Origin of the sequence: Pseudomonas sp. 2822-15, assembly GCF_002742515.1 — a bacterium.
Taxonomy (GTDB): Bacteria; Pseudomonadota; Gammaproteobacteria; order Pseudomonadales; family Pseudomonadaceae; genus Aquipseudomonas; species Aquipseudomonas salomonii.
On sequence record NZ_LJRY01000335.1, the window covers coordinates 1 to 21,043 of the forward strand.

The 21,043-nt window shown below is 63.2% G+C and carries 18 protein-coding genes; 4 read left to right on the forward strand and 14 right to left on the reverse strand.

Annotated elements, in window-relative coordinates; genetic code table 11:
* The 3 genes from AOA59_RS28305 to AOA59_RS28315 form a co-directional block, all read right to left on the reverse strand.
* Positions 1 to 1,224, reverse strand: a 1,224-nt coding sequence (locus tag AOA59_RS28305) for a DUF4347 domain-containing protein (RefSeq protein WP_256593139.1), incomplete at its 3' end; no start/stop codon positions are given.
* Between the two features lie 47 nt (positions 1,225 to 1,271).
* On the reverse strand, positions 1,272 to 2,111 hold the full coding sequence (locus AOA59_RS28310) for a sulfotransferase (protein ID WP_065931513.1): 840 nt from the start codon (positions 2,109 to 2,111) through the stop codon (positions 1,272 to 1,274).
* Positions 2,112 to 2,222: 111 nt separating this feature from the next.
* Positions 2,223 to 3,836: a glycosyltransferase family 39 protein gene (locus AOA59_RS28315; protein ID WP_099489792.1), complete on the reverse strand. Its 1,614-nt coding sequence runs from the start codon at positions 3,834 to 3,836 to the stop codon at positions 2,223 to 2,225.
* Positions 3,837 to 4,035: 199 nt separating this feature from the next.
* On the opposite strand from AOA59_RS28315, the gene AOA59_RS28320 reads away from it, so the two are divergent.
* Complete coding sequence (locus AOA59_RS28320; protein WP_065931511.1) at positions 4,036 to 4,626, forward strand: phage tail protein; 591 nt, start codon at positions 4,036 to 4,038, stop codon at positions 4,624 to 4,626.
* 49 nt (positions 4,627 to 4,675) lie between these two features.
* Complete coding sequence (locus tag AOA59_RS28325) at positions 4,676 to 4,984, forward strand: hypothetical protein (RefSeq protein ID WP_099489793.1); 309 nt, start codon at positions 4,676 to 4,678, stop codon at positions 4,982 to 4,984.
* Here the strand turns inward: AOA59_RS28325 and AOA59_RS28330 are convergent.
* Genes AOA59_RS28330 through AOA59_RS28345 form a run of 4 tightly spaced genes read right to left on the reverse strand, consistent with a single transcriptional unit; the run spans position 4,960 to position 9,676 of the window.
* Complete coding sequence (locus AOA59_RS28330; RefSeq protein WP_099489794.1) at positions 4,960 to 5,475, reverse strand: GNAT family N-acetyltransferase; 516 nt, start codon at positions 5,473 to 5,475, stop codon at positions 4,960 to 4,962. The two genes, AOA59_RS28325 and AOA59_RS28330, sit on opposite strands and share 25 nt — an antisense overlap.
* A 15-nt stretch (positions 5,476 to 5,490) precedes the next feature.
* Positions 5,491 to 7,587, reverse strand: a complete 2,097-nt coding sequence (locus AOA59_RS28335) for an HlyD family efflux transporter periplasmic adaptor subunit (RefSeq protein WP_099489795.1) — start codon at positions 7,585 to 7,587, stop codon at positions 5,491 to 5,493.
* Positions 7,587 to 8,906: an efflux RND transporter periplasmic adaptor subunit gene (locus tag AOA59_RS28340; protein WP_099489796.1), complete on the reverse strand. Its 1,320-nt coding sequence runs from the start codon at positions 8,904 to 8,906 to the stop codon at positions 7,587 to 7,589. The genes AOA59_RS28335 and AOA59_RS28340 overlap by 1 nt, the downstream gene beginning before the upstream one ends.
* The gene (locus AOA59_RS28345; RefSeq protein WP_099489797.1) at positions 8,903 to 9,676 is read right to left on the reverse strand and encodes an efflux RND transporter periplasmic adaptor subunit; all 774 of its coding nucleotides are present in this window, start codon (positions 9,674 to 9,676) and stop codon (positions 8,903 to 8,905) included. The genes AOA59_RS28340 and AOA59_RS28345 overlap by 4 nt, the downstream gene beginning before the upstream one ends.
* 165 nt (positions 9,677 to 9,841) lie before the next feature.
* On the opposite strand from AOA59_RS28345, the gene AOA59_RS28350 reads away from it, so the two are divergent.
* A complete protein-coding gene (locus AOA59_RS28350; RefSeq protein WP_099489798.1) occupies positions 9,842 to 11,998 on the forward strand; it encodes an outer membrane assembly lipoprotein YfiO in 2,157 nt (718 codons plus the stop codon).
* Positions 11,995 to 12,699: a DUF3142 domain-containing protein gene (locus AOA59_RS28355; RefSeq protein ID WP_065931504.1), complete on the forward strand. Its 705-nt coding sequence runs from the start codon at positions 11,995 to 11,997 to the stop codon at positions 12,697 to 12,699. The genes AOA59_RS28350 and AOA59_RS28355 overlap by 4 nt, the downstream gene beginning before the upstream one ends.
* 345 nt (positions 12,700 to 13,044) lie before the next feature.
* Here the strand turns inward: AOA59_RS28355 and AOA59_RS28360 are convergent, their stop codons facing one another.
* The 7 genes from AOA59_RS28360 to AOA59_RS28390 all read right to left on the reverse strand — a co-directional run bounded on the left by AOA59_RS28360 (position 13,045) and on the right by AOA59_RS28390 (position 20,942).
* A complete protein-coding gene (locus tag AOA59_RS28360; RefSeq protein WP_099489799.1) occupies positions 13,045 to 14,502 on the reverse strand; it encodes an efflux transporter outer membrane subunit in 1,458 nt (485 codons plus the stop codon).
* The gene (locus AOA59_RS28365) at positions 14,499 to 15,557 is read right to left on the reverse strand and encodes an HlyD family secretion protein (RefSeq protein WP_065931502.1); all 1,059 of its coding nucleotides are present in this window, start codon (positions 15,555 to 15,557) and stop codon (positions 14,499 to 14,501) included. Before AOA59_RS28365 ends, AOA59_RS28360 begins: the two co-directional genes overlap by 4 nt.
* A 15-nt stretch (positions 15,558 to 15,572) precedes the next feature.
* On the reverse strand, positions 15,573 to 17,108 hold the full coding sequence (locus AOA59_RS28370; protein ID WP_099489800.1) for an MFS transporter: 1,536 nt from the start codon (positions 17,106 to 17,108) through the stop codon (positions 15,573 to 15,575).
* A 227-nt stretch (positions 17,109 to 17,335) separates the two neighbouring features.
* Entirely contained in the window at positions 17,336 to 18,256 is a 921-nt protein-coding gene (locus tag AOA59_RS28375) for a LysR family transcriptional regulator (RefSeq protein ID WP_068931334.1), read from the reverse strand.
* A gap of 60 nt (positions 18,257 to 18,316) precedes the next feature.
* Positions 18,317 to 19,165 (reverse strand): ABC transporter permease, encoded by an 849-nt coding sequence (locus tag AOA59_RS28380; protein ID WP_099489801.1) that lies wholly within the window; start codon positions 19,163 to 19,165, stop codon positions 18,317 to 18,319.
* 11 nt (positions 19,166 to 19,176) lie between these two features.
* Entirely contained in the window at positions 19,177 to 20,028 is an 852-nt protein-coding gene (locus AOA59_RS28385) for an ABC transporter ATP-binding protein (protein WP_099489802.1), read from the reverse strand.
* 20 nt (positions 20,029 to 20,048) lie between these two features.
* Positions 20,049 to 20,942 (reverse strand): TauD/TfdA family dioxygenase, encoded by an 894-nt coding sequence (locus tag AOA59_RS28390; RefSeq protein WP_099489803.1) that lies wholly within the window; start codon positions 20,940 to 20,942, stop codon positions 20,049 to 20,051.
* Positions 20,943 to 21,043 lie beyond the last annotated feature (101 nt).

Consider the following 21,043-nt stretch of genomic DNA (forward strand, 5'->3'; position numbering starts at 1 on the left):
GATATGTCGGCCACCAACGGCACCCTGAGCAACATGGCCACCGGCCACGCCACCACCGCCGCCGCCGCCCGAGGCGGCATTCGCGGTCACGCTGACGTTATTCAAGGTCAGGTTACCGAAGTTACTGATCCCCGCGCCCAGCAAACCGGGCGCCGTAGTACCGCTACCACTATTGCCGCCGTTGCCCGCCATCAGCCCCTTGGTAATGACCAGGCCGTCCAGGGTCGCAGTAACCCCTGAATTGACCGTAAGCACCTGAGTCTTGTACTGCCCGCTGATCGTTACATCAGGCGTGCCGTTGTGGTCCAGGTCGCCTTCAATGGTGAGGTTCTTGGAAATCACCAACTGCGTGTTGAGGTTGACCGTCATGCCTGCGGTGCTGAAGGTGACGGTATCGCCCGCCACTGCACTGCTCAGGGCCGCGCGCAGCGAACCGGCGCCACTGTCGGCGCCGGTGGTCACGGTGATCGTCGCCAGGCTGTACTGATAGCCCGACATCCCCTGGTACGACAGCGCCGTATGGCTCTCGATCGAGCCGCTGGCAACCTCAAGTGTCCAGTCGCCGCCCGCGCCAGTGCGGTTGCTGGAGGCGGCAATATCGCGCCCGGTCAGGCTGGCCAGTGAGTCGACAAAGCTGATGCCTTTGTCGCCCTCGGCGGTGTTGCAGGCATAAATCAGAATATCGCCGCCGGCGTTCATGTCCTGGCCGATCTGCGCCAGTACCGCGCTGCGGGCTGCGACGTTATCGGCCGACAGGTAGGTGCTGCCCAACCACAAATCGCCCGAATTGCCGTGGGCGATGATCTGCACCGAACTCACGCCCTGGTGGCTGCCCAGGTAGTCGGCGATCTGTTGCAGGCCGTCTTTGCTGGCGTCCAGCTGCACCACCTGGGTGCCGGGAGCGACGCCTTTGAACAAGTCGGCGGAGTCTTTGACGCGCGCATCGACGAACACCACGGTCTGGCCCGGCACGGCAACGGGCGTCGGAGTAGCGGGCGCATCGGATTGTGCGTGGGTGTCTTTGCTGGCGGTGGCATGCTCGGCCGTCTGCGCCTTGGCCGCCGCGTCGGCGGTGGCATGGCTGTCGGCCTGGGCCGCATCGGCCACGGTGGCGGCGACCGCGCCGTCAAACAGCATGCGCGGTTCGAGGAACATGATCATGGGTGTCGCCAGGGTTTTAGCGCCTGGTGTTGTGTTACGTGCCTTTCCTTTGCTCCACCACATGCTGCTCACCCGTGCGTCGAAAGCGGTTACCCGTAAAAAAACCGCGATCAGTTGATCGCGGCGTCGGCTTTGGTGCGAATGACATTGGCGGCGCTCAAAGACCCGTCGCGCCAGAATTCCATGTGTGCGTACTGCTCGAAGAGATCAGGCGGCAGGATGGTGCGGCGCGGCTGCAGCGCGACCTTGGGTTTGACCCGATGCAAGCCGCTCATGCCCAGGGCCTCGTCGAAGTCCGGCGCGTCGTAGCTGAGGTTGTCGAAGTCATGCTCGAACCACGGCTCGCCGATAAATTCGTAGACCAGCCGCATTACCCGTTCAGGCGCCTGGGACAGCAATTCGTAGTCGACAACCAGCATGGCGTCGGCGTTTTCGCCGTAATACGCCTCTTTGAGCGCCGACCAGGCATAGCCGACCAGGCGATTGCGCTGGCCCAGGGTCTCGACACGGCTGTAGACGGTGTTGCGCTCGACGTCGTCGTTGAACAGCCGAGTGTTCTCAAAGGGGTTGGCGCGGTACAGGCGCTCAAGGCTGTCCATGACCCAGGCGACGTTGCGCACGCAGGCAATCACTTTGGCTTGGGGGAACAGGTCGTGCAGCGCGGGCATGCGCGCGCACCACTGGCGGTTGGTGTCGAAGACAATCGGGGTGGAGGCCTTGTCGGCATAGTAGGAATCGAACAACCCGCGCAGCAAACGGCGGCGGGTATTGGGATCGATCACCGAACCAAACTCACTGCCGGCGCTGCATTGCCCCAGCACACCGTTGAACAAGGTGCCTACAGGGCTGCTCATACCGGCGTGAAAACGCGGGTTCTGCAGCAGGATGGCAGAGAGCAGGGTTGAGCCGGAACGCGGCAACCCGGAGATAAAGTGATACTGCAATCCCATCACCACTTAGGCGAATAAAGTCCATTTATGCGCGAAGCGTAGCTGAGGAATGCAGTGCCGACTAGTGGTCATTTGCCAGTATTTGGATATTCCGTTAATGCCAATTGGATCTTAACGACAACCCTCTGGTTGCGAGGGCTCTGGCCCACGGCACAACACGAACAGCCGCGCCCGAGCGCCACCGCCGTCCTGGCGCAAAAGCTCGCGCCAGTCTTCAGGAATCGGCGCAAAATCATCCGGCGGCTCGGTGCTGCTGATCAACCACACACGGTGCGTATCGGCAGGTATGGCCGATAGCCGGTCGAGGTAAATGCGCCCGCCGTCCTGATCCACCAAGGTGCCAAAGCCATAGGCATTCGGCCGAGTCGAGGTGCCGTCGGGTTTAGGCGGCGTGTAGAGCTGCAATTGGGCGTCGGTCTGGTCGTAATACACGTAGCTGAGGTACCACATCATGTCGCTGAGGACGATGCGGTCGTCTTCCTGGTAATTACGGTTGACGAACTCCACCGGCACGTTGAATTGGTCATGCACATCCACCGTAGAATTGTTCTTGAGCCCCAGAAGCTCCACCCCAGCGAACAACACGAACAACGCCGCGCCGAGCCACGCCAGGCGCGCCGGCAGGCGGTCGATGGCCAGCGCCAGCAGAATCGGCAGGCCCAACGCGTAGACCGTGAGGTAGCGTTCGATAAACACCGGTGAGATAAACGAAACGCCGTACACCAGCAGCAGCGGCAGCACAAAGAACAACGCCAGCAGGCACGCCGGGCGATAACGCTCGCGGTCGCGCCAGGTGGTGATGCCCACCACGGCGATCAAGAGCGAGGGGAACAGCCAGAACAGCGGCTGCCAGAAACCGATGCCTTCATCCTGGAGCACGAACTGCCAGATCATAGACGGCAAGGACATCAGCGAAACCGGGTCTTCCCAGCCGATATCACCCCCGACCTTGAGCTGCTCGACGTGGCGGACCAGATCCAGCAGGTTCGGCAACCAAGGCAGGTACAGCGCCACTATCAACACATTGGCGCACCACCACGACGGGCGCAGGAGCAGTCGCTGGCCACGCGCTTGAGAAGGCCACAACACCCCCAGCCACACCCAATGCACCAGCACACACAGGGCGGTGAAGTAATGGGTGTAGAAACCGGCCGCCATCAACAGCACATAGGCCGCCAGGTAACGCGTGCGCTCAGGCTGACGCACCCAGTACACCAGCGCCAGCGTGGCGCCCAGCAGCCATACGGCCAGCAGCGAATACATGCGCACTTCCTGGCTGTAGCGCACGGCCGTTGGGTACAGCGCCAGCAGCATGCCCGCCAGCACCGCAGCGCGCCGCGTGGACAGTTGCCGCGTGAGTGAGATGCCAAGGCCCACCGCCAACACACCTGGCAGGGCACTCATGCCGCGAATCGACCAGATGCCGTCGCCAAACAGCCCGATCCAGCCGCGCAGCATGAAGAAGTACAGCGGCGGATGCACATCATGGGCCGCGTGAAACCACAGGTCGTCCATGGCGTATTCGCTGAGCAACAGGCTTGAGCCTTCGTCGCCCCAGATCGCCGAAGCCGTCAGGCCATAGAAACGCACGGCCATGGCCAGCGCCAGAATCGGCACCCACCATAACCGGCTCAGCCAGCCGGCGCCTTCCCAGGCGGCCCAGAGGCGATTGGCTGTGGGAAACGCGCCCACTTTGTCGTCTTGCTCTACCACAGACCGTCGCACCTCAATTCCCCTAATACCGCCCGTTACCGAGGCGAAACCTGCACATGCGCAAACAAGCGCCACTCTAGGACAAAAGCCCCGGTTTCGCTCGCTGTTTTGCAACCGTCGGGCGGCGCGCAAAACCTGCGACTACGCTGTGCGATGACACCAGATCGATTGGCGTCACACACCGTAAAGCCACTACAAGGATGCGCGATAAATGGAAGTATTCATCGGCACTATCCAACCCTTTGCATTTGATTTCGCGCCCAGAGACTGGGCCTTGTGCGCGGGTCAAACCCTGCCCCTCAACCAATACCAGGCACTGTTCTCGTTGCTCGGCACGATTTACGGCGGCAATGGCGTACAAAACTTCATGCTGCCGAACCTGCAAGGCCGAATGCCGATTGGTCAAGGCAACGGCGCGGGCCTGACGGCACGCGTCATCGGTGAGGTCTCCGGCACCGAATCAGTGACCGCCACCCTGATCAACCTGCCGACCCACACCCACGCCACCACATCGCTCAATGCCACCACCTCCGTGCAACTGGCCATCACTGCCAGCAACCCGGTGACGACACCAAGCGCCACCAACGCCTTTATCGGCGCTTCCGGCGGCGGGCCGGGCAGTGCTTCGATCTATTCAGACCAGCAAGGCGCCACCCCGGTCGCACTGCAGGGCGTAAGCACCGCCGTGACCGGCGGTGCAATCAGCCCCGCCGGCCAAGGCCAGCCCATGGCAACCATGAACCCGTACCTGGCGATCAACTTCAGCATTGCCTTGAACGGGATCTTTCCGTCTCGCGGTTAACCTTTAGCCGGGGCTCCCCCGCCCCGGCACTTCTGACGCGGAGCCTGCCATGTTGAACCTGGTCACCCCGGAACATTTCCGGCCATTGCTCAACCGCACCAGTGTGCTGTATTTGCCGGACGGTTCGGCACTGCCGATTCAGGTCCAAAGCCTGACCGATGCGCCCAAAGCCAGCCTGCCAGGCAGCCCGCGCGGAGCGTTCAGGGTGTTGCTCGAAAGCCTTACGCCCACCACGTTTGTCGACGGCTTATGCCGCTTGCCACTGGAGGCCAACTGCCTTGAACCCGTGTTTGTCTCCCGCGAGCCGGCCATGGGCCGCGACAGCCAGCGTGGTTACTTCTGCATCGTCTTCAACTGAGACGGGTACCACACCAACCGCTGCGCAGCGGGCGTTTGTTCTTCCACCCGAAACCCCAGCGCCAGGTAATGCTGGCGCGCATGGGGGTTGCTCGCCCACACCACCGTCGTCACCGGGCACACCACTTGTGTGGCAGCCTGCTGCACGCCTTGCAGCACTGCGCGGCCGAAGCCCTGGCCACGGGCGGCGGGGATAAAGGCCAGGTACAACACACGGATTTCATTCGGGCCAAAATCGGCACTCAACGCGCCGATGGCCGTGCCAAGCTTTTCCACCACGTAATGCAGGGCGCCAGGGAAGTGTTCGTCCATGCCTTTTTCCTGCACCTGGAACTGCTGGGCGATCACCTCTTCCACCAGCGCCTGCTCGCCGTCGATCCACTGCAAGTCCGCACGCGCCGAGCGGTAGAGGCTGTGTAAAAACGGCCCGTCAGTACTGCGTGAGGGGCGCACCACCAAGCCCTGTGCCAAGGTGCCATCCTTGTTCAACATTGCGCTGCACTCCTGTCAGAACCCGCTTTCCCTCACACCCAACGCCGCAGCACGCCGCCAGGCCACCCCCAGCACCGACTCACTGCGTCCTTGCAACACCACCCTGCCGCGCAACGGTTGATGCGGCGTGCCGATCGGTTGCAGGCTTTGCAGTCGGGCGCCGTACTGGGCTTGCACGGGCTCCGGGCGCTGGTTTTCATCGCGGCGTACAGCAATTGGCCCGTTGTGGTCGGAAGCCAGTGCCTCCTGATCCAGGTAGGCCACGCCGTTGGCGTCAATATCGGTCAACTCCACCGCGATCGCTGCATGCATCGGGTCATCGGCGATAAACCGCCCGGTCGCCCCCGGCGCCACCCGCCACAACTCGGCTTCGGCCAGGTAACCGCGCAGTCGTGCGCCGTCTTCCACCACTTGCGCCAGTGGGTCTTTAGGCGACAACCAACGGCCCACGCTTAATTGCGGCAGCAGATCGCGCACGGTGCCGGCATGGGGCGCGCGCAACAGCAGGCGTTCGCGCTGGGCGGCCAAACCTCGGTATTCGGCCAGCGCCTGGGACAGGCGCTGATCGTTGATCCCGGCATCCGCTGCGGTTTCGCTGCGCCCGGCCTGGCGGCGCATCTGCAACTGCAGGATGTCGACTTCGCGGCGCACGATGCTTTGCCGCGCATCCAGGTCCGGTGACTCCAACTCGATCAACACCTGGCCCTGGCTCACCACTTGCCCGTCCACCACCGACAAGGCCTTGACCCGCGCGGCGACCGGCGCATGCAAGGCACTTGAGCGCCCCGCTTCAAGCATGGCCGGCAACTCCACGGCGCTGCGCCACGGCAGCACCAACGCCAGCACGATCATCAGCAAAGCCAAGCCGCTGAGTAACACGCGTGGCGCGTGAGCCTGGCTGCGGCGGCTCCACCATTCGCGCCATTCCTTGAAGATCGGCAGGAAGATAAACCACACCAACTCCACCAGCATCAGGAAGATCCCGAGCAGCTTGAAGAACAGGTGATACACCGCCAGCGCAATCCCCAAAAACAACACCGCGCGCCACAGCCAGGCCAGGTAACCCCAGCTCAACAGCCGCCGCTGCATCTTCGGCGACCACGGCTCCGGCGCCGGCTCGCCGTAGCCGAACAGCCACTCACGCAGGCGCCAGCGACACAGCGCAAAGGCGCGGCCTTGCAGGTTGTCGACGCCCCACAAGTCACTGATCAAAAAGTAACCATCAAAGCGCATAAAGGGGTTGAGGTTGATCGCCAAGGTAGTCAGCCAGGTGGCGCTGGCCAGCATGAACGCTGCGGTACGCGCCGGGCCATCGGGCAGCAGTGACCAGGCCAGCAAGGCGATGCAGGCCAGCAGCAACTCGGCCATCACCCCGCCGGCGCCGATCATCAAACGCGAACGGCGGTCGTTGACCCGCCAGGCATCGCTCACGTCGGTGTAGAACATCGGCAGCAACACCATGAACGCCACGCCCATGCTTTGCACTCGGCAACCGGCGCGCTTGGCCATGAAGGCATGGCCGAATTCATGGCACAGCTTGGCAAAGAACAGCGCCACGCCGAAGGCCAAGGCACCGCCGAGGCTGAACAGGTGCGGGAAGGTCGCCAGGAAGCGCTGCCAATCGCGCGCCACCAGAAACACGCCCAGGCCGAGGATGATCGGCAGACCGTAGCGCAACAATCCCGGCCCGAAGCGCGCCAGCCACGGCCACGCACGATTCAGAAACGCATCCGGGCGCCACAGCGGAATGCGAAAGAACAGGTACTGGTGCAGCAATATCTGCCACAGGCTTTGTTTGCGGGCGGCGGCCTTGTAGAGGTAGCTGGCGCGTTGCTGCGGGTCGAGGGCGGCGATCAGGTCATGGGCGCGCAGAAAGCTCAACAACTCCTCCAGTTCACTCCCCCCCAACGCCAAGCCCGGCTCGCGGTTGGCCGCTTGCAGGACGCGTTCCGGGTCGCCCAGGGACCAGTGGCGCAGCAAGCGAATGGCCGTGGCGCCGAGTTTGAAATAGCGCCCGCGCACCGGGTCGGCCAAGGTCCAGCGCGGCGAGCCGTCCAGGGCCGCGCCAGCGCTGGACAATTGCAGGTCTTCACGCAGTTTGGGCAAGCTCATCAGAGGCCCACGCTCTGGCGCAGGCCCGCCAGCGGCCGGCGCAACAGGTACAACGCCAGCGGCGCGCGGTCGCCATAGATTTTCGCCGTGCCACGCAGGCCGATACGCGGCGGGGCGTCATCGAACTGCGCATCCAGGCGATAAGACAACTGGCCGCCCGGCGTGGGCTGCGCTTCGTAGGCCGCCCGTTGCAGGGTCGCCAGGTGGCGTTGCAACGGGTCACTGTCAAGGAACAGCGCGACCTGGGCATTCGGCTCCAGGGCAATCGCATCGCCCACTGCCAATTCGATGCGCAACTCGGCCTGGGCCGGGTCGGCAATCTGTAGCAGGCGCTCGCCGGTCTGCACGGGTTTGCCGGTCCAGCGCTCGGCGTCGGCAAATACGGCGATGCCGTCGCGCTCGGCGCGTACTTCGCTGCGCTTGAGCAGTTCGCGTGCGTAATCACGCTCGGCGCGTTTTTGCTCGACCCGGGCCGCCAACAGGTCGATGCGCGAGCTGGATTCGGCATCGGCGAACGCCCGCTGGGAATTGGCCTTGAGTTCGGCTTCGGCCACGCCCAAGGCGCGTGCCGCTACATCCGCCTGGGCGGTCAGCGTGGTGCTTTCAAAACGCAGCAGCAGGTCGCCGGTTTTCACCGCCTGGTTGGGCTTGACCAGAAACTCGGCGATTACCCCATCCAGCGGCGCCGCCACCACTTGCCCGGCCAGCGGCACCACTTCAGCCGGCGCCAATACCGATTGGCGCACTGGAATCAGCAGCATCAGCAGCAACGCGATCACCACCAGCACCTGGCGCTTGCGGGTCAGGCGCAACCGCCATGGCTGACGCGGTTGCAGCGCGTGCCAGGCATGACTGTAGGTGTCACCCAACTGCGCCAGCAAGACTTGCTCGGCCGGGCTCCACGGCGTATCACGCGCCAGCCACAGGCCGCCAAACACCCGGCCTTGTGGGTCGCTTAACGGCAACCAGAACACATGCCCGGCGGACAGGCTTTGCCAATCGGCCTGTATCGCGCCGCTCAACTGTTCAGCCGGGACCACGCGGGCCGTCTGGCCCAGCGCCTGCTTGTGCAACTGCGCCACCGCTTGCTCGACGAACGCTACAAATGGCGCGTTCGGGTCGACGCTGCTCACCGCCGTCACCGCCTGCACTTTGCCAGCGATCAACAGCGCCGCATGCCGATAGCCAAACAGTGGCTGGCCATCATTGACCAGGCTGTAGGCCAGTTGCTCGGTGGTGCGCGCCGCGCGGGTCTGGCGCTCCAGCTCCAGAAACTGCGCGAACACTCGCTCGATGTGCCCCGGTATCGGTGCGTTCATTGCAGTTGCGCGAAGTGGGCGGTGCCGCTCATGCCAGCCATCAAGCCGGATGCGTTGGGCAAGGTCGCGACCAGCAGCAAGGTTTGGCTGCCCTCGTCAATGCGCGCGCCCAGACGTTTGACCGTGGCGCTGAACGCTTGGCCGGTTTCGTCAGGGGTGAAGTCGAAGGTCTGGCCGGGCTTGAGTTTGCCCATCCAGCGCGACGGCACCAGCAGGTGGATTTCGAGGCTGTGGTTGTCGACGATCTCCAGCAGTGGCGCCCCGGCCGACACGCTTTCATAGCGCTGGACCTTGCGCTGCACCACTTGGCCATCAAACGGCGCCAGCACGCTGCAGCGTTTGACCTGCACCTGGTAGACCTGGGACTGGGCCTGGGTTTCGGTGAGCTTGGCTTCGGCGCGGGCCACTTCAAAGCGCCCTACCGAATTTAGCGCCGCCAGCTGTTTGTTATGGGCCAGCTCCTCACCGGCGCCACGGCTGGCGGCCTGGGCAGCATTCAACTGGGCCTGGTAGGCCGAGCAGTCGAAACGCGCCAGGGTTTCGCCCTTTTTGAACGACTCACCTTCGCTGAACGGCAACTCGACGATTCGCCCGGACAACTCGCTGGCCAGCATCGCCTGGGCGCGAGCCCGTAACACACCGCGGGCTTCACTGCCGTTGCCGGCGGTTGCCGCGGGTGGGTGATCCAACAGCGGATCGTCCGCCACCGCCAGTTGCGCCACGCCCATCAGACACGAAATCCCTAACATCCAGCTCCGCAACTGCACCATACGTTTACAACTCCCTGATGATGCCGGGCAGTCTAGGGCAGCAAGATCAAATTGCCACTACCCCGCAGCCGACAAATCTGAATTTATTGTAGGGGGCCGCCGACGTATTTGCAGGCGTGCGTTATTATTGCGGCCTTCCAAGGACTCTGGATCAAGGACACGCCCATGCGCATCGGTTTTCTGTCACCACTGGCCCTGGCATTGCTCGCCGGCCTTTCCTTCCAGGCCCAGGCCAGCGGCGATGACTCGTGCTACCCCGACTGGCGGGTCTCACGCGACAGCCTTGAAGGCTGCAGCAACCTGCCCTTCCTGAGCCCGGGCAATGACAGCCGGGTCAACCTGCGCCTGTTGCTGGCGGATAAACAGGTGGCAGCGCTGACGCCCAATGCACTGGGCGAGACCGACCTGGAAGAAGGCTTCGGCCCGGTGCCGTTTCCGGTGTACCGCCTCACCCCGGTAGCCGACGCCACCGACGAAAAAACCGACGTGGCCCCCACACCCGGCAAACTCGACGAACTGCTCGCGCCACTGGGCATTCAGCGTGAAGGCGACAAGGCGGCGGGTGACGCCTTTCTGACCGGCGAAGGCAGCCGCTGCCGCAGCAATGATGAAAGCAGTGCCACGGCGTTTATCAGCCAGGTGGTTAAAGCCAACGTGCCCGAAGCGGAGCGCCTTCTGCTGGCCAAGGGACGTGTAGCGATGCTCGGCGCCTGTACCTGGGACAGCGCCAGCCTGGGTGACCCGGAGCAAATCCAGTCCGCCGCAGGCCGCGAGCTGCGCACTTACCTGCAAGCCGCCGGTGACTTCTACAGTGGCCGGTTTGGCGATGCGCAGCGCGGTTTTGTCGCCGCCGCCGCCGGCAGCCTGCCGTGGGTCAAGGAAGCCGCGTTCTACATGATCGCCCGCACCGAGCTGAACCAGGCCCAGGAAAATGCCTTCGACGAATACGGCATGCCGCAACTGGAGCATGTGGATAAGTCGGTGCTGGCCAATGCAGACACCAGCTTCAACCTGTACCTGAAAACTTACCCACAGGGCGAATACGCCGTCTCTGCCCAGGGCCTGCTGCGACGGGTGCATTGGCTGGCGGGCGATACCGACAAGCTGGCCAACGACCTGGCCGCACAGTTGAGCGCCAAACAGCGCAATGTGTCGTTGGACGAGCTGGTGCAGGAAGCCGACAACAAGCTGCTCAGTGCCACCCAAAAACCTTCGGCCAACCCACTGATGCTGGCGGTCAACGACTTGATGTGGATGCGCGCCGGCAACCCGCCGCTGCTGAGCCGCGCGGCCCTGGACGCGCAAAAGCCGGTGTTTGCCCAGGAGCCTGCGCTGTACGACTACGTGCAAGCGGCGTTTGCGCTCTACGTCGAACATCAGCCCGACACCACCTTGAAACTGCTGCCCCAGGACGTGCCCGCCAGCCTCGACTACTTCGCCTTCAGCCAGCAAACCCTGCGCGGCCTTGCCCTGGAAGCCAAGAAGGATTGGCAAGGTGCGCAAGCGCTGTGGCTGAAACTGCTGCCCCTGGCCACGCAACCCTTGCAGCGCGACCAGCTGGAACTGGCGCTGGCGATGAACTACGAGCGCAACGGCCAACTGGCCAGCGTGTTCGCCAGCGATTCGCCGATCAGCGCCAAGCAGGTGCGCTACATCCTGCTGCGCAACATCGCAGGCCAGGACCTGTTACGCCAACAGATCACCCATGCCAGTGACCCGGTCGAGCGGGCCACCGCCCAGTTTGTGCTGCTGTACAAAGACCTGATGCGCAGCCAGTACGCCACCTTCGCCGACGACCTCAAGCAACTGCCGGCATCGGCGCCCGCCGACAAACTCGGCACCAGTCTGGGTTATGTGTATGGCGATGGCCGCTCGCTGCAGTTGTTTCAGTGGAACGGCGACAAGGCGGAGTCCGGCTACGCCTGCCCGAGCATTGCGCAAATCGCCAGCACCCTGCAGGCCGATGGGAAAAACCCCAAGGGCCTGAACTGCCTGGGTGAGTTCATCCTGCGCAACAACCTGGATGGCATGCCGCTGGACCAAGTGCGCGCCGCCGGCAGCCTGGGCAGCACCGCCTCGTTGTTCAAGGGCGAGACCTTCTCGCGGCTCGACGGTTACCGCCAGGTCATCGCCAACCCCAAGGCGCCGCACAACGACAAGGCCTACGCGCTGTTCCGCGCGATCAACTGCTATGCGCGGGCCGGCTATAACGGTTGCGGCGGTGCAGATGTGGATAAATCCGTGCGCAAAGGCTGGTTCCGCCAGCTAAAAACCGGGTTTGCCGACACTGAGTGGGCCCAGTCGCTGAAGTACTACTGGTGAAACACCTGTGGCTAGGCTTGCTGCTCCTGGCAAGCCCGGCCTTTGCCGGCGTTGACGCCCGCGACTACGACGCCTTCTGGCTGTGGAGCGGGGTCACGCCGCAGCCGGTGCTCAAACAGGCGAAAACCCTGTACATCCTCCAGGGCCAGATCAACTCCACGCGCCGCGCGCCGCAACGGGGCGTGCAGTTTATCGCCCAAGGCATCAGCGTACCGCGCATCACCCAAGGCCAGGTCTGGGTGGTGTACCGCGCCCACACCCTGCACTGGCCCGAGCGCGTCTATACCCAACTGCTCGGCCAGGTGCAACGCTGGCGCGATGCGGGCAACCCGGTGGTCGGCATCCAGATCGATTTCGACGCCCGCACCCAATACCTGCACGAATACACAAGCTTCCTGCGCGACCTGCGCCAACGCCTGCCTGCTGACCTGCGCCTGAGCATCACCGGCTTGATGGACTGGAGCAGCAACGCCGACCCGCAAGCCATCGCCCAGCTCAAGGGCGTGGTGGATGAAGTGGTGGTACAGACCTACCAAGGGCGCCACAGCATCCCGGATTACGCAGCGTATTTGCCACGCATGAACCGGCTGGGGCTGCCGTTCAAGGTGGGGCTGATTCAGGGTGGTGTGTGGGAGGAGCCGGGGTATTTGAAGGGGAGTGAATGGTTTAGAGGGTATGTGGTGTTTTTGCAGAACCCTTAATCACGCAATATTCGATGTGGGAGCGGGCTTGCCCGCGATGAGCATAGGTATCTACACAACCGGTTAACACGGGGTCTGTTGCAAGTGGGCTGTTGTGGCGAGCAGGCTTGCCCTGCGTTGGGCTGCGAAGCGGCCCCAGTAAAGGCACTGCAATTTTCCTGAAAGAACTCAGCGACTGGGTTTGGGGCTGCTTCGCAGCCCAACGCAGGGCAAGCCTGCTCGCCACAGGAGAAATTGGCGGCCTTCATAAGTTGTGTAGATACCTATGCCGCGATGAGGGCGCTTCAGCCAACATAACGTTGGCTGAACTACCGCCATCGCGGGCTTGCCCGCTCCCACAGTGGATTATGTTGAGCCTGCCGGAATGGAGGCTGTGGCGGGGTAGACGGACTCCCAGCCACCGCCCAACGCCTTGTACAGCCCCACCATCGCCAGCGACACGCCGGTGGAGCTTTCTACCCACTGCTCCTGCGTGGCCAGCAGCGCGCTTTGCACGGTGAGCACGTTGACGAAGTCCACCACGCCTTCAACGTACTGCTGTTGTGCGGTGCTCAACGCGATGCGGTTCTGGCGTACCGCTTCGGCGAGGCTGTCGCGGCGTAGTTGGCTGGCGTTGTAGCGGGTCAGTTGGTCGTCGATCTCATGCCAGGCACGCAGTACGGTTTGCTGGTACGCCAGCGCCGCTTCCTGTTGCTGGGCTTCGCGCAAATTCAACATGCCTTGCAGGCGCCCGCCATTGAACAGCGGCAGGCTGAACTGCGGGCCGAAGGCAAATGCGCGCGAGCCCCAGGAGCCGAAATCCGAGAGTTGCAGGGCTTGGGAACCCAGGCTGCCGGACAAGGTGATACGCGGGTAAAAGTCGCCTTTTGCCACGCCAATACTGGCAGTGGCCGCATGCAGGCGCGCCTCGGCCTGGCGAATATCGGGCCGGCGCTCGGCCAGTTCCGACGGCAAGCCGATGGCGACCTGGCGCGGGGTTTGCGGCACGGCGGCGTCCTTGGACAATTGCGCGTGCAGCGCTTGCGGCGGCTCGCCCATCAGCAGGCTCAGGGCGTTGATCAGTTGATCCTGACGCTGCTGCAAGTCCGGCAAACGCGCTTCGATGGCGGCAACCTGGGCGGCGGCTTCAGCTACATCCAGGTCGGTGGCCACGCCGTCGGCCAGGCGCAGTTGCGAGAGCTTGAGGCTGTGGCGGGCGACGTCGAGGTTTTGCTCGGTGACAGCGCGAGTGTTCTGCACGCCGCGCAGTTGGATGTAGTCCTGGGCGGTTTCGGCGAGCACCGACAGCAACACGGCGCGGCGGTCATCTTCGGCGACTTGCAGGGTGGCGTCGGCGGCTTCGGTTTCGCGTTTGACACGGCCCCAGAAGTCCAGCTCCCAGGCGGCGGAGAAGCCCATGTCCCATTGATTGTATGCCGACTGACCATTGCGGCCGGAAGGGTCGCTCAAACCTTTGCCGCTGTTGCGCTGGCGCAGGTAATCCCCGGTGGCGTTGACGTTGGGATAACGCTCGGCAGTGGTCACCTGACGCACGGCGCGGCTTTGTTGCAGGCGGCTGCTGGCCAGTTTCAGGTCGAGGTTATCGGTGAGCGCACGGCGCGTGAGGGCCGAGAGCTCTGCATCGTGGAACACGTCCCACCAACGCTCCTGCAAAGGGGCGCTCACCGCACGGCTCTGCGCCTGACGGCCCTGGGGTTCGCGCCATTGGGTAACTTGTGGGCCTTGGGGCCGCTGAAAATCCGGGCCGACCGTGCAGGCGCTCAGGCTGATCAGGCTCAAGGTGAGCCAGGCAAATGGCTTCATTGCTGGGCCACCTCACGCGACTGCGCGACAGGCCGGGTGTCGACTGTGGCTTGCACCGACATGCCCACGCGCAGGCGTTCAATATGGGGCTGGTTCGGCTCCAGAATGATCTTCACCGGAATGCGCTGTACCACCTTGGTGAAGTTGCCGGTGGCGTTGTCCGGCCTGACCGACGCAAAGGTCACGCCGGTAGCAGGTGCCAGGCTTTCCAGATGACCCTTGAGCAATTCGCCGTCGAGGCTGTCGACGCTGAGTTCTACGGCTTGGCCGGCATGCATATGCGACAGTTGCGTCTCCTGGAAATTGGCCACCACATAGGCCTGGGCCAACGGCACGACCGCGAGGATCTTGCTGCCCGGCGTCACATAGGCGCCGACCCGCACGGCACGCTCGCCGACCATGCCATCCACCGGCGCGACAATGCGTGTGTAGGACAGCTGGTAGCTGGCCATTTCCAACGCGGCCTGGGCGCGTTTGAGTCCACCGTCGGCAGCGTCACGCTGGGCGGTGAGGATTTCCACTTGCTTGCGTTCAGCCGCCAGCACCGCCGTGGCTTTGGCCAGGTTTGCAGTGGCCTGGTCGATACGGGTCTTGGCTTGCTGGGCGTTCTGCACGGTGCCTGCGCCCACGCCGGCGAGGTGGTTGTAGCGGTTCAGTTCGTGCTCGGCGAACGCCACTTCGGCACGGTCGGCCGCGACGGTGGCCTGAGCCTGGGCGATCACCGAGCTTTGGCGTTCCAGGGTCGCTGTGGCGTTCTTCAACTGGGCCTGGGCGACCAGGGTGTCGGCGTCAGCGGCCTGGGCGGCAGCACGAAAATCGCGGTCGTCGATCAACGCCAGCAGTTGGCCGGCCTTGACCTGTTGGTTGTCTTCCACCAGCACGTCTTTGATAAAACCCGCCACGCGCGGCGCCACCAGGGTGAAGTCGGCGGCGACGAAGGCGTCGTTGGTGGTCTGGCGCTTGCTGCCCAGCACGCCCGGCGCGACCAGATAAACCAGTACGCCGACGGCAAACACAGCAATAACGGAGACGGCAATTTTGTCTTTGCGTTTCATGGGAATTCCTTGAGGCTAAGTCGGTGCGCGAGGCGGAAAGATCCGCGTGGGCATCCAGAAAATCAGCAGGATCAACGCCACTGCGACACCGGCCATGACGTAATAGAGGTCCGAAGAAGTCAGCACCACGGCCTGCTGGTGCAGGCGCTGGGCAAGGCCCGGCGCGTCGCCGTCGGCCAGGGGCGAGTTGCCGAGGTGGTCCACGAGCATGGTCGAGTGGAAGTGCTCACGCTGGGTGGTCAGCGTGTCCAGCACGGCCGTGGCGATGACCGCCGCGAGGCCTTTGACGGTGTTGAACCAGGCCGAGGCGAACGGCCCGTCCATCGGCTGGATGCTGCCGGTAGAGAGCATCAGCAGCGGCAATACAGCCATGGGTTGGCCGAAAATCTGCAGCAGGTACCAGCCGTAAAAATCGTCACGTATCCACGCCGAGGTAAGGTGCGAACTGCCGATGCAGCACAGCACCAGCATGCTCAAACCTATGCCCAGCACCCAGCGGCAGTCGACCCAGCGCAGGTTGCACAGCGCCGCCACCAGCGGCAGCGCAATCAATTGCGGCAGCGCCATCAACAGCATCACCGGCGCGGTTTGCAGTGGCCGGTAACCCTGCACTTGGGCGAGGAAACTCGACGGGATGATGATCACCGAGGTCAGCACCATCAGCACGCCCGCCAGCACGATCAGGGCGAACGCCAGGTTGCGCAGGCCGAGCATCTGCAACTTGAAAAACGGCACGGGGTGCGACCATTCATTGAGCATGAACAGCACCAGCAACACGCTGCCGCCGATCAGCAGAAAGGTGATCAGGCCGGATTCGAACCAGTCCAGGCGATTGCCCTGCAACAGGCCGATCACCAGCATGCAGATCGCCGGAAAACCCAGCAGCAGGCCGCGCCAGTTGAACTGCTTGAAGCGCTCCAGGCGCAGCGGGTCCTGCGGCAAGCCGTAAGCCACCGCGACCATCGCCAGCAGGCACGGCCCGACGATTTGCCAGAACGCCCATTGCCAGCCGACGTATTCGGTCCACAACGCCGCCAGCGGCGTGCCCAGGCTCGGGCCGAACGTGGCGGTGAGTGCGTAACCGGCCAGGCCGTAGAGCTTGACGTGGGCCGGCAGGAAACGCAGCGCCACCGTCATCAGCATTGGCGGCAGCGCGCCGCCGGCCAGGCCTTGCACGGTTCGCAATATCAACAGGCTTTCGTAGTTCGGCGCAAACGGGCACAGGATGCCCAGCAAGGTAAACAGGCCGATGGCGCACAGGGTGAAGCGGCGCAGCGAAAACGTCACCGAACACCACGGCGCAAAGGCCATGGCCGCTACGGAGGTGGCCGTGTAGGCCGCAACCAGCCAGGTGCCTTCATCAAAGCCGATGAACAGCGCACCGCGAATATCCGCGAGGGCAACCTTGGTGACCATCTCGTTGAGACCCGAGACCAGCACCGCCAACAACACACCGACCAAGCCGATGATGATGCGCGGGCCGAACACAGGCGGGCTCAGGGCAGTAGGTTTGGCTGCAGCCTGGAGAGCGGGGGCAGCGAGGGATGTCATGAACGCGCAACTCGGAATTGGAAATACCCGAGCAGCTTAATAGGGTATATGCATGACAAAAAAGTTACTTGTTGGAAGCTTATAAGTGCGCCAGACGCAATCGTTGGAATGGCGCAAATCTAATGTGGGAGCTGGCTTGCCTGCGATAGCGGTCTGACTGTTTAGGATTCATCGCCTGACCCACCGCAATCGCAGGCAAGCCAGCTCCCACATTGATCGAGTGCATCTCAGCTGGGCTGGGCTTCGAGCCAAGTGGCATGGCAGCTCTCGCGCATGGTCTCGCGTAGCCACTTATGGGCCGGGTCTTTGTCAAAGCGTGGGTGCCAGGATTGGGCCAATACCAAGGTCGGCAATGAGATCGGCAACGGGAAGGCGCGCAATGGCAGGTTCAGGCGGTTGGCGCTCAGCAACGCTTCCTTTGGCACCGGCAGCAGTAGATCGGAGTCGGGCAGCATGAACATCGCGCCGTGAAAGCCCGGGGCGATCATGGCCACGCGGCGCTCCAGGCCTTGGGCATTCAGCGCAGTGTCAATCGGCCCACGGGCGATGCCGCGTCGCGAAATGCTGATATGGGAATAACTGGCAAACCGTGCGGCGGTGATTTCTTCGTCGAACAGCGGGTGATCTTGCCGCGCCAAACCGACGAAGGTGGTGGAAAACAAATTCTGTACCTTCACCTCGGGGCTGGCCGGCAAGGTATTGCTCACGCGCAGGTCCAGGCGCCCTTCGCGCAGGGCGTCGTCGTCGGTGTTCCCTTCGGGCACAAAGCACAGCTCGCACAACGGCGCCATGCGCTCCATGGTGTCGAACAGCCGACCGCCATACACGCCGACAAAAAAGTCATTGGCCCTCACGCTGAAGCGGCGGCGCAAGGTGCTGAGGTCTACCTGGTCCGCTGAGCGAAACAACAACGCCGCCTGCTCCACCACGTTGCGCACCTGGCCTTGCAGCTGCAAGGCCTTGGGCGTCGGCACCAGGCCGCGACCGGCACGCACCAGGATCGGGTCGCCCACCGCTTCGCGAATCCGTGTAAGGGTACGGCTCATGGCCGCCGGGCTGAGGTTCATCCGCCGCGCCGCGCCAACCACACTGCCCTCGTCGAGCAAGGCGTCGAGGGCGACCAGCAGGTTCATGTCCGGTAGTTGCATGCCAAGCACTCGTGATCAGTGGGGAGTGAATTGCACGCAATCCTAGCAGGGATCGGTGGCTCAGCGCTGCATGCCCCAACGCTTTACGGTGAGCCGCTCGAAGGTATCAAACACCAGGTTTTCCACCAGCAGGCCGATGAGGATCACCACGGCCAAACCGGCGAAGACCTTATCGGTATACAGCTCGTTGCAGTTCTGGAAGATGTACCACCCCAGCCCGCCTTTGCCGCTGGTGGCGCCGAACACCAGTTCAGCGGCGATCAATGTGCGCCAGGCAAAGGCCCAGCCGATCTTCAGGCCCGCTAGGATCGACGGCAGCGCCGCCGGAATCAGGATGAACAACACAAAACGCATGCCCTTGAGGCCATAGTTACGACCGGCCATGCGCAGGGTTTCGGACACGCCGAGAAACCCCGAATAGGTGTTCAGCGCCAACGCCCACAGCACCGAATGCACCAGCACAAAGATCAGGCTGTTCTGCCCCAGGCCAAACCACAACAGCGCCAGCGGCAGCAGGGCAATCGCCGGCAGCGGGTTGAACATCGACGTCAGGGTACTGAGCAGGTCGCGGCCCAATTGCGTGGACACGGCCAAGGTGGTGAGGGCAAACGCCAACACGATGCCGATCAGGTAGCCCTTGATCAGCACCGCCAGCGAGATCCAGACCTTGCTCAACAGTTCACCACTGAGCAAGCCGTCGAACAGCGCCTGGGACGTCTGCAAAAAGCTCGGCAGCAGCAGGTCGTTGTTCTGGTAGCGGGCGACCGCCTCCCAGAGAATTGCGAGCACGATCAGGATCAAGCCCTTGCGCAGCCAGGCTTGTTGCCACAGGCGTTGGCGCAGGGGCAATTCGCGCTCGACGGGGACGCTGAGCAGTGGTTCGAGGGTGACTTCAAATTCCTGGCGCATGGTGCGGCCCCTTAGTAAGCAATGCGGATATCGGCGAAACCCAACTCACGTTCGGCTTCGGGCGCTTCATCGAACAGCAGGCGATGAATACGCCGCGCCGACGCCTGGAATTCCACACCGCCGAGGCTGTGCAGGTCGTATTGATGGCTGTGGATTTCTGCCCGCACGCGCCCGGGGTGCGGCGACAACAACAGGATACGGTTGCCCACCACCAGCGCCTCTTCGATGGAATGGGTGACGAACAACAGGGTGAAGCGCACCTCTTCCCACAGCAGCAGTAATTCCTCCTGCATCTTGCGCCGGGTCAGGGCATCGAGGGCGGCGAAGGGTTCGTCCATCAGCAGGATTTTCGGTTGCATGGCCAAGGCACGGGCGATGGCCACACGGGCCTTCATGCCGCCGGACAGGGTGTGCGGGTAGGCGTCGGCAAAGGCACTGAGGCCGACTTTTTCCAGGTAGTGCAGCGCGCGCTCTTCGGCTTCGCGACGCTTGAGGGTCTTGGAGGCCAGCAGCGGGAACATCACGTTCTGTTTGACGGTTTTCCACGGTGGCAGTTGATCGAATTCCTGGAACACCACAATGCGATCCGGCCCAGGTTCGTCGACCTTTTGCCCCAACAGGCGAATTTCGCCTTCGCAGGGTTTGATAAACCCGGCAATGGACTTGAGCAAGGTGGATTTGCCGCACCCCGAAGGGCCAAGCAGCACGTAACGGTCAGCCGGGTCGATCTCGAAACTGACTTGGTGTGTGGCCCGCACCACGCGCTCGGGCGTGCGGTATTCGAGGCTGACGTTGTCCACCGCCAACAGCGGTTTGGCGATACTCAGGGTGCTGGCCGCGTGGCCTTGCAGGGGCGCGTTCATGTCAACTCTCTTGCCGGAAATCAGAAAGGCGCATCGCCCTGGATGGTGGTGCGAAACAGTTTGCGGCGCAGGTGGCTCGGGCAACCGGCGGCGAGGTGGATCAGCGAGCGGTTGTCCCAGAACACCAGGTCGTGGGGCTGCCACTGGTGGCGGTAGATGTTCTGCGGCAGCACGCTGTGGGCGTAGAGCTGGGCCAGCAGGTCGCGGCTTTCATCTTCCGGCAGGCCGACGATACGGGTGGTGAAGCCTTCGCTGACGAACAGAGCTTTGCGGCCGTTTTCCGGGTGGGTACGCACAATCGGGTGGACCACTTGCGCCACCTGAGCCAACTGTTCGGGCGTGAGGGTTGGGCGCCAGTTGCCTTCGAATTTGGTTTCGCTGTAACGCGCGGTGTAGGAGTGCGCGGCGCTGCGGCCCTCCACGGCTTTGCGCAGATGCTCGGGCAGTTGCTCCCAGGCTTTGTGCATGTCGGCGAACAGGGTGTCGCCGCCTTCGGACGGCAACTCTTGCGCGTGCAGCATTGAGCCCAGGCTGGGCAGCTCTTTATAGGAGAGGTCCGAATGCCAGAACTTGCCCGCGTCACCCAGGCCGATGGATTGGCCGTTCTCGATGATGTTGGAGACGATCAGGATTTCCGGGTGGTTGGCCAGCAGGAATTGTTTGAGCACGTGGATCTGCAGCACGCCGAAACGGCGGCTGAAGGCGATCTGTTGTTCAGGGGTAATGCGTTGGTCGCGGAACACCACGACGTGGTGGTCCAGGTGCGCGCGGTGAATGCGGGCGAAGTCCGTGTCGTTGACCGGGCGGGACAAGTCCAGGCCGATGACCTCGGCGCCGACACTGCCGGGCAGTGGGCGAATCTCGAAGGATTGGGCGGTGGGGGTCGCTGTTGGAACAGTAGAGGTGGCGGACATAAGGGCACTCCCGGTCGGACAGGGGAGTGAATTTATAGGTATAAGAATGGAAGCTTAAATACCGTTAGCGAATATCGATATGCTTTAGGGTTGGATTTGCG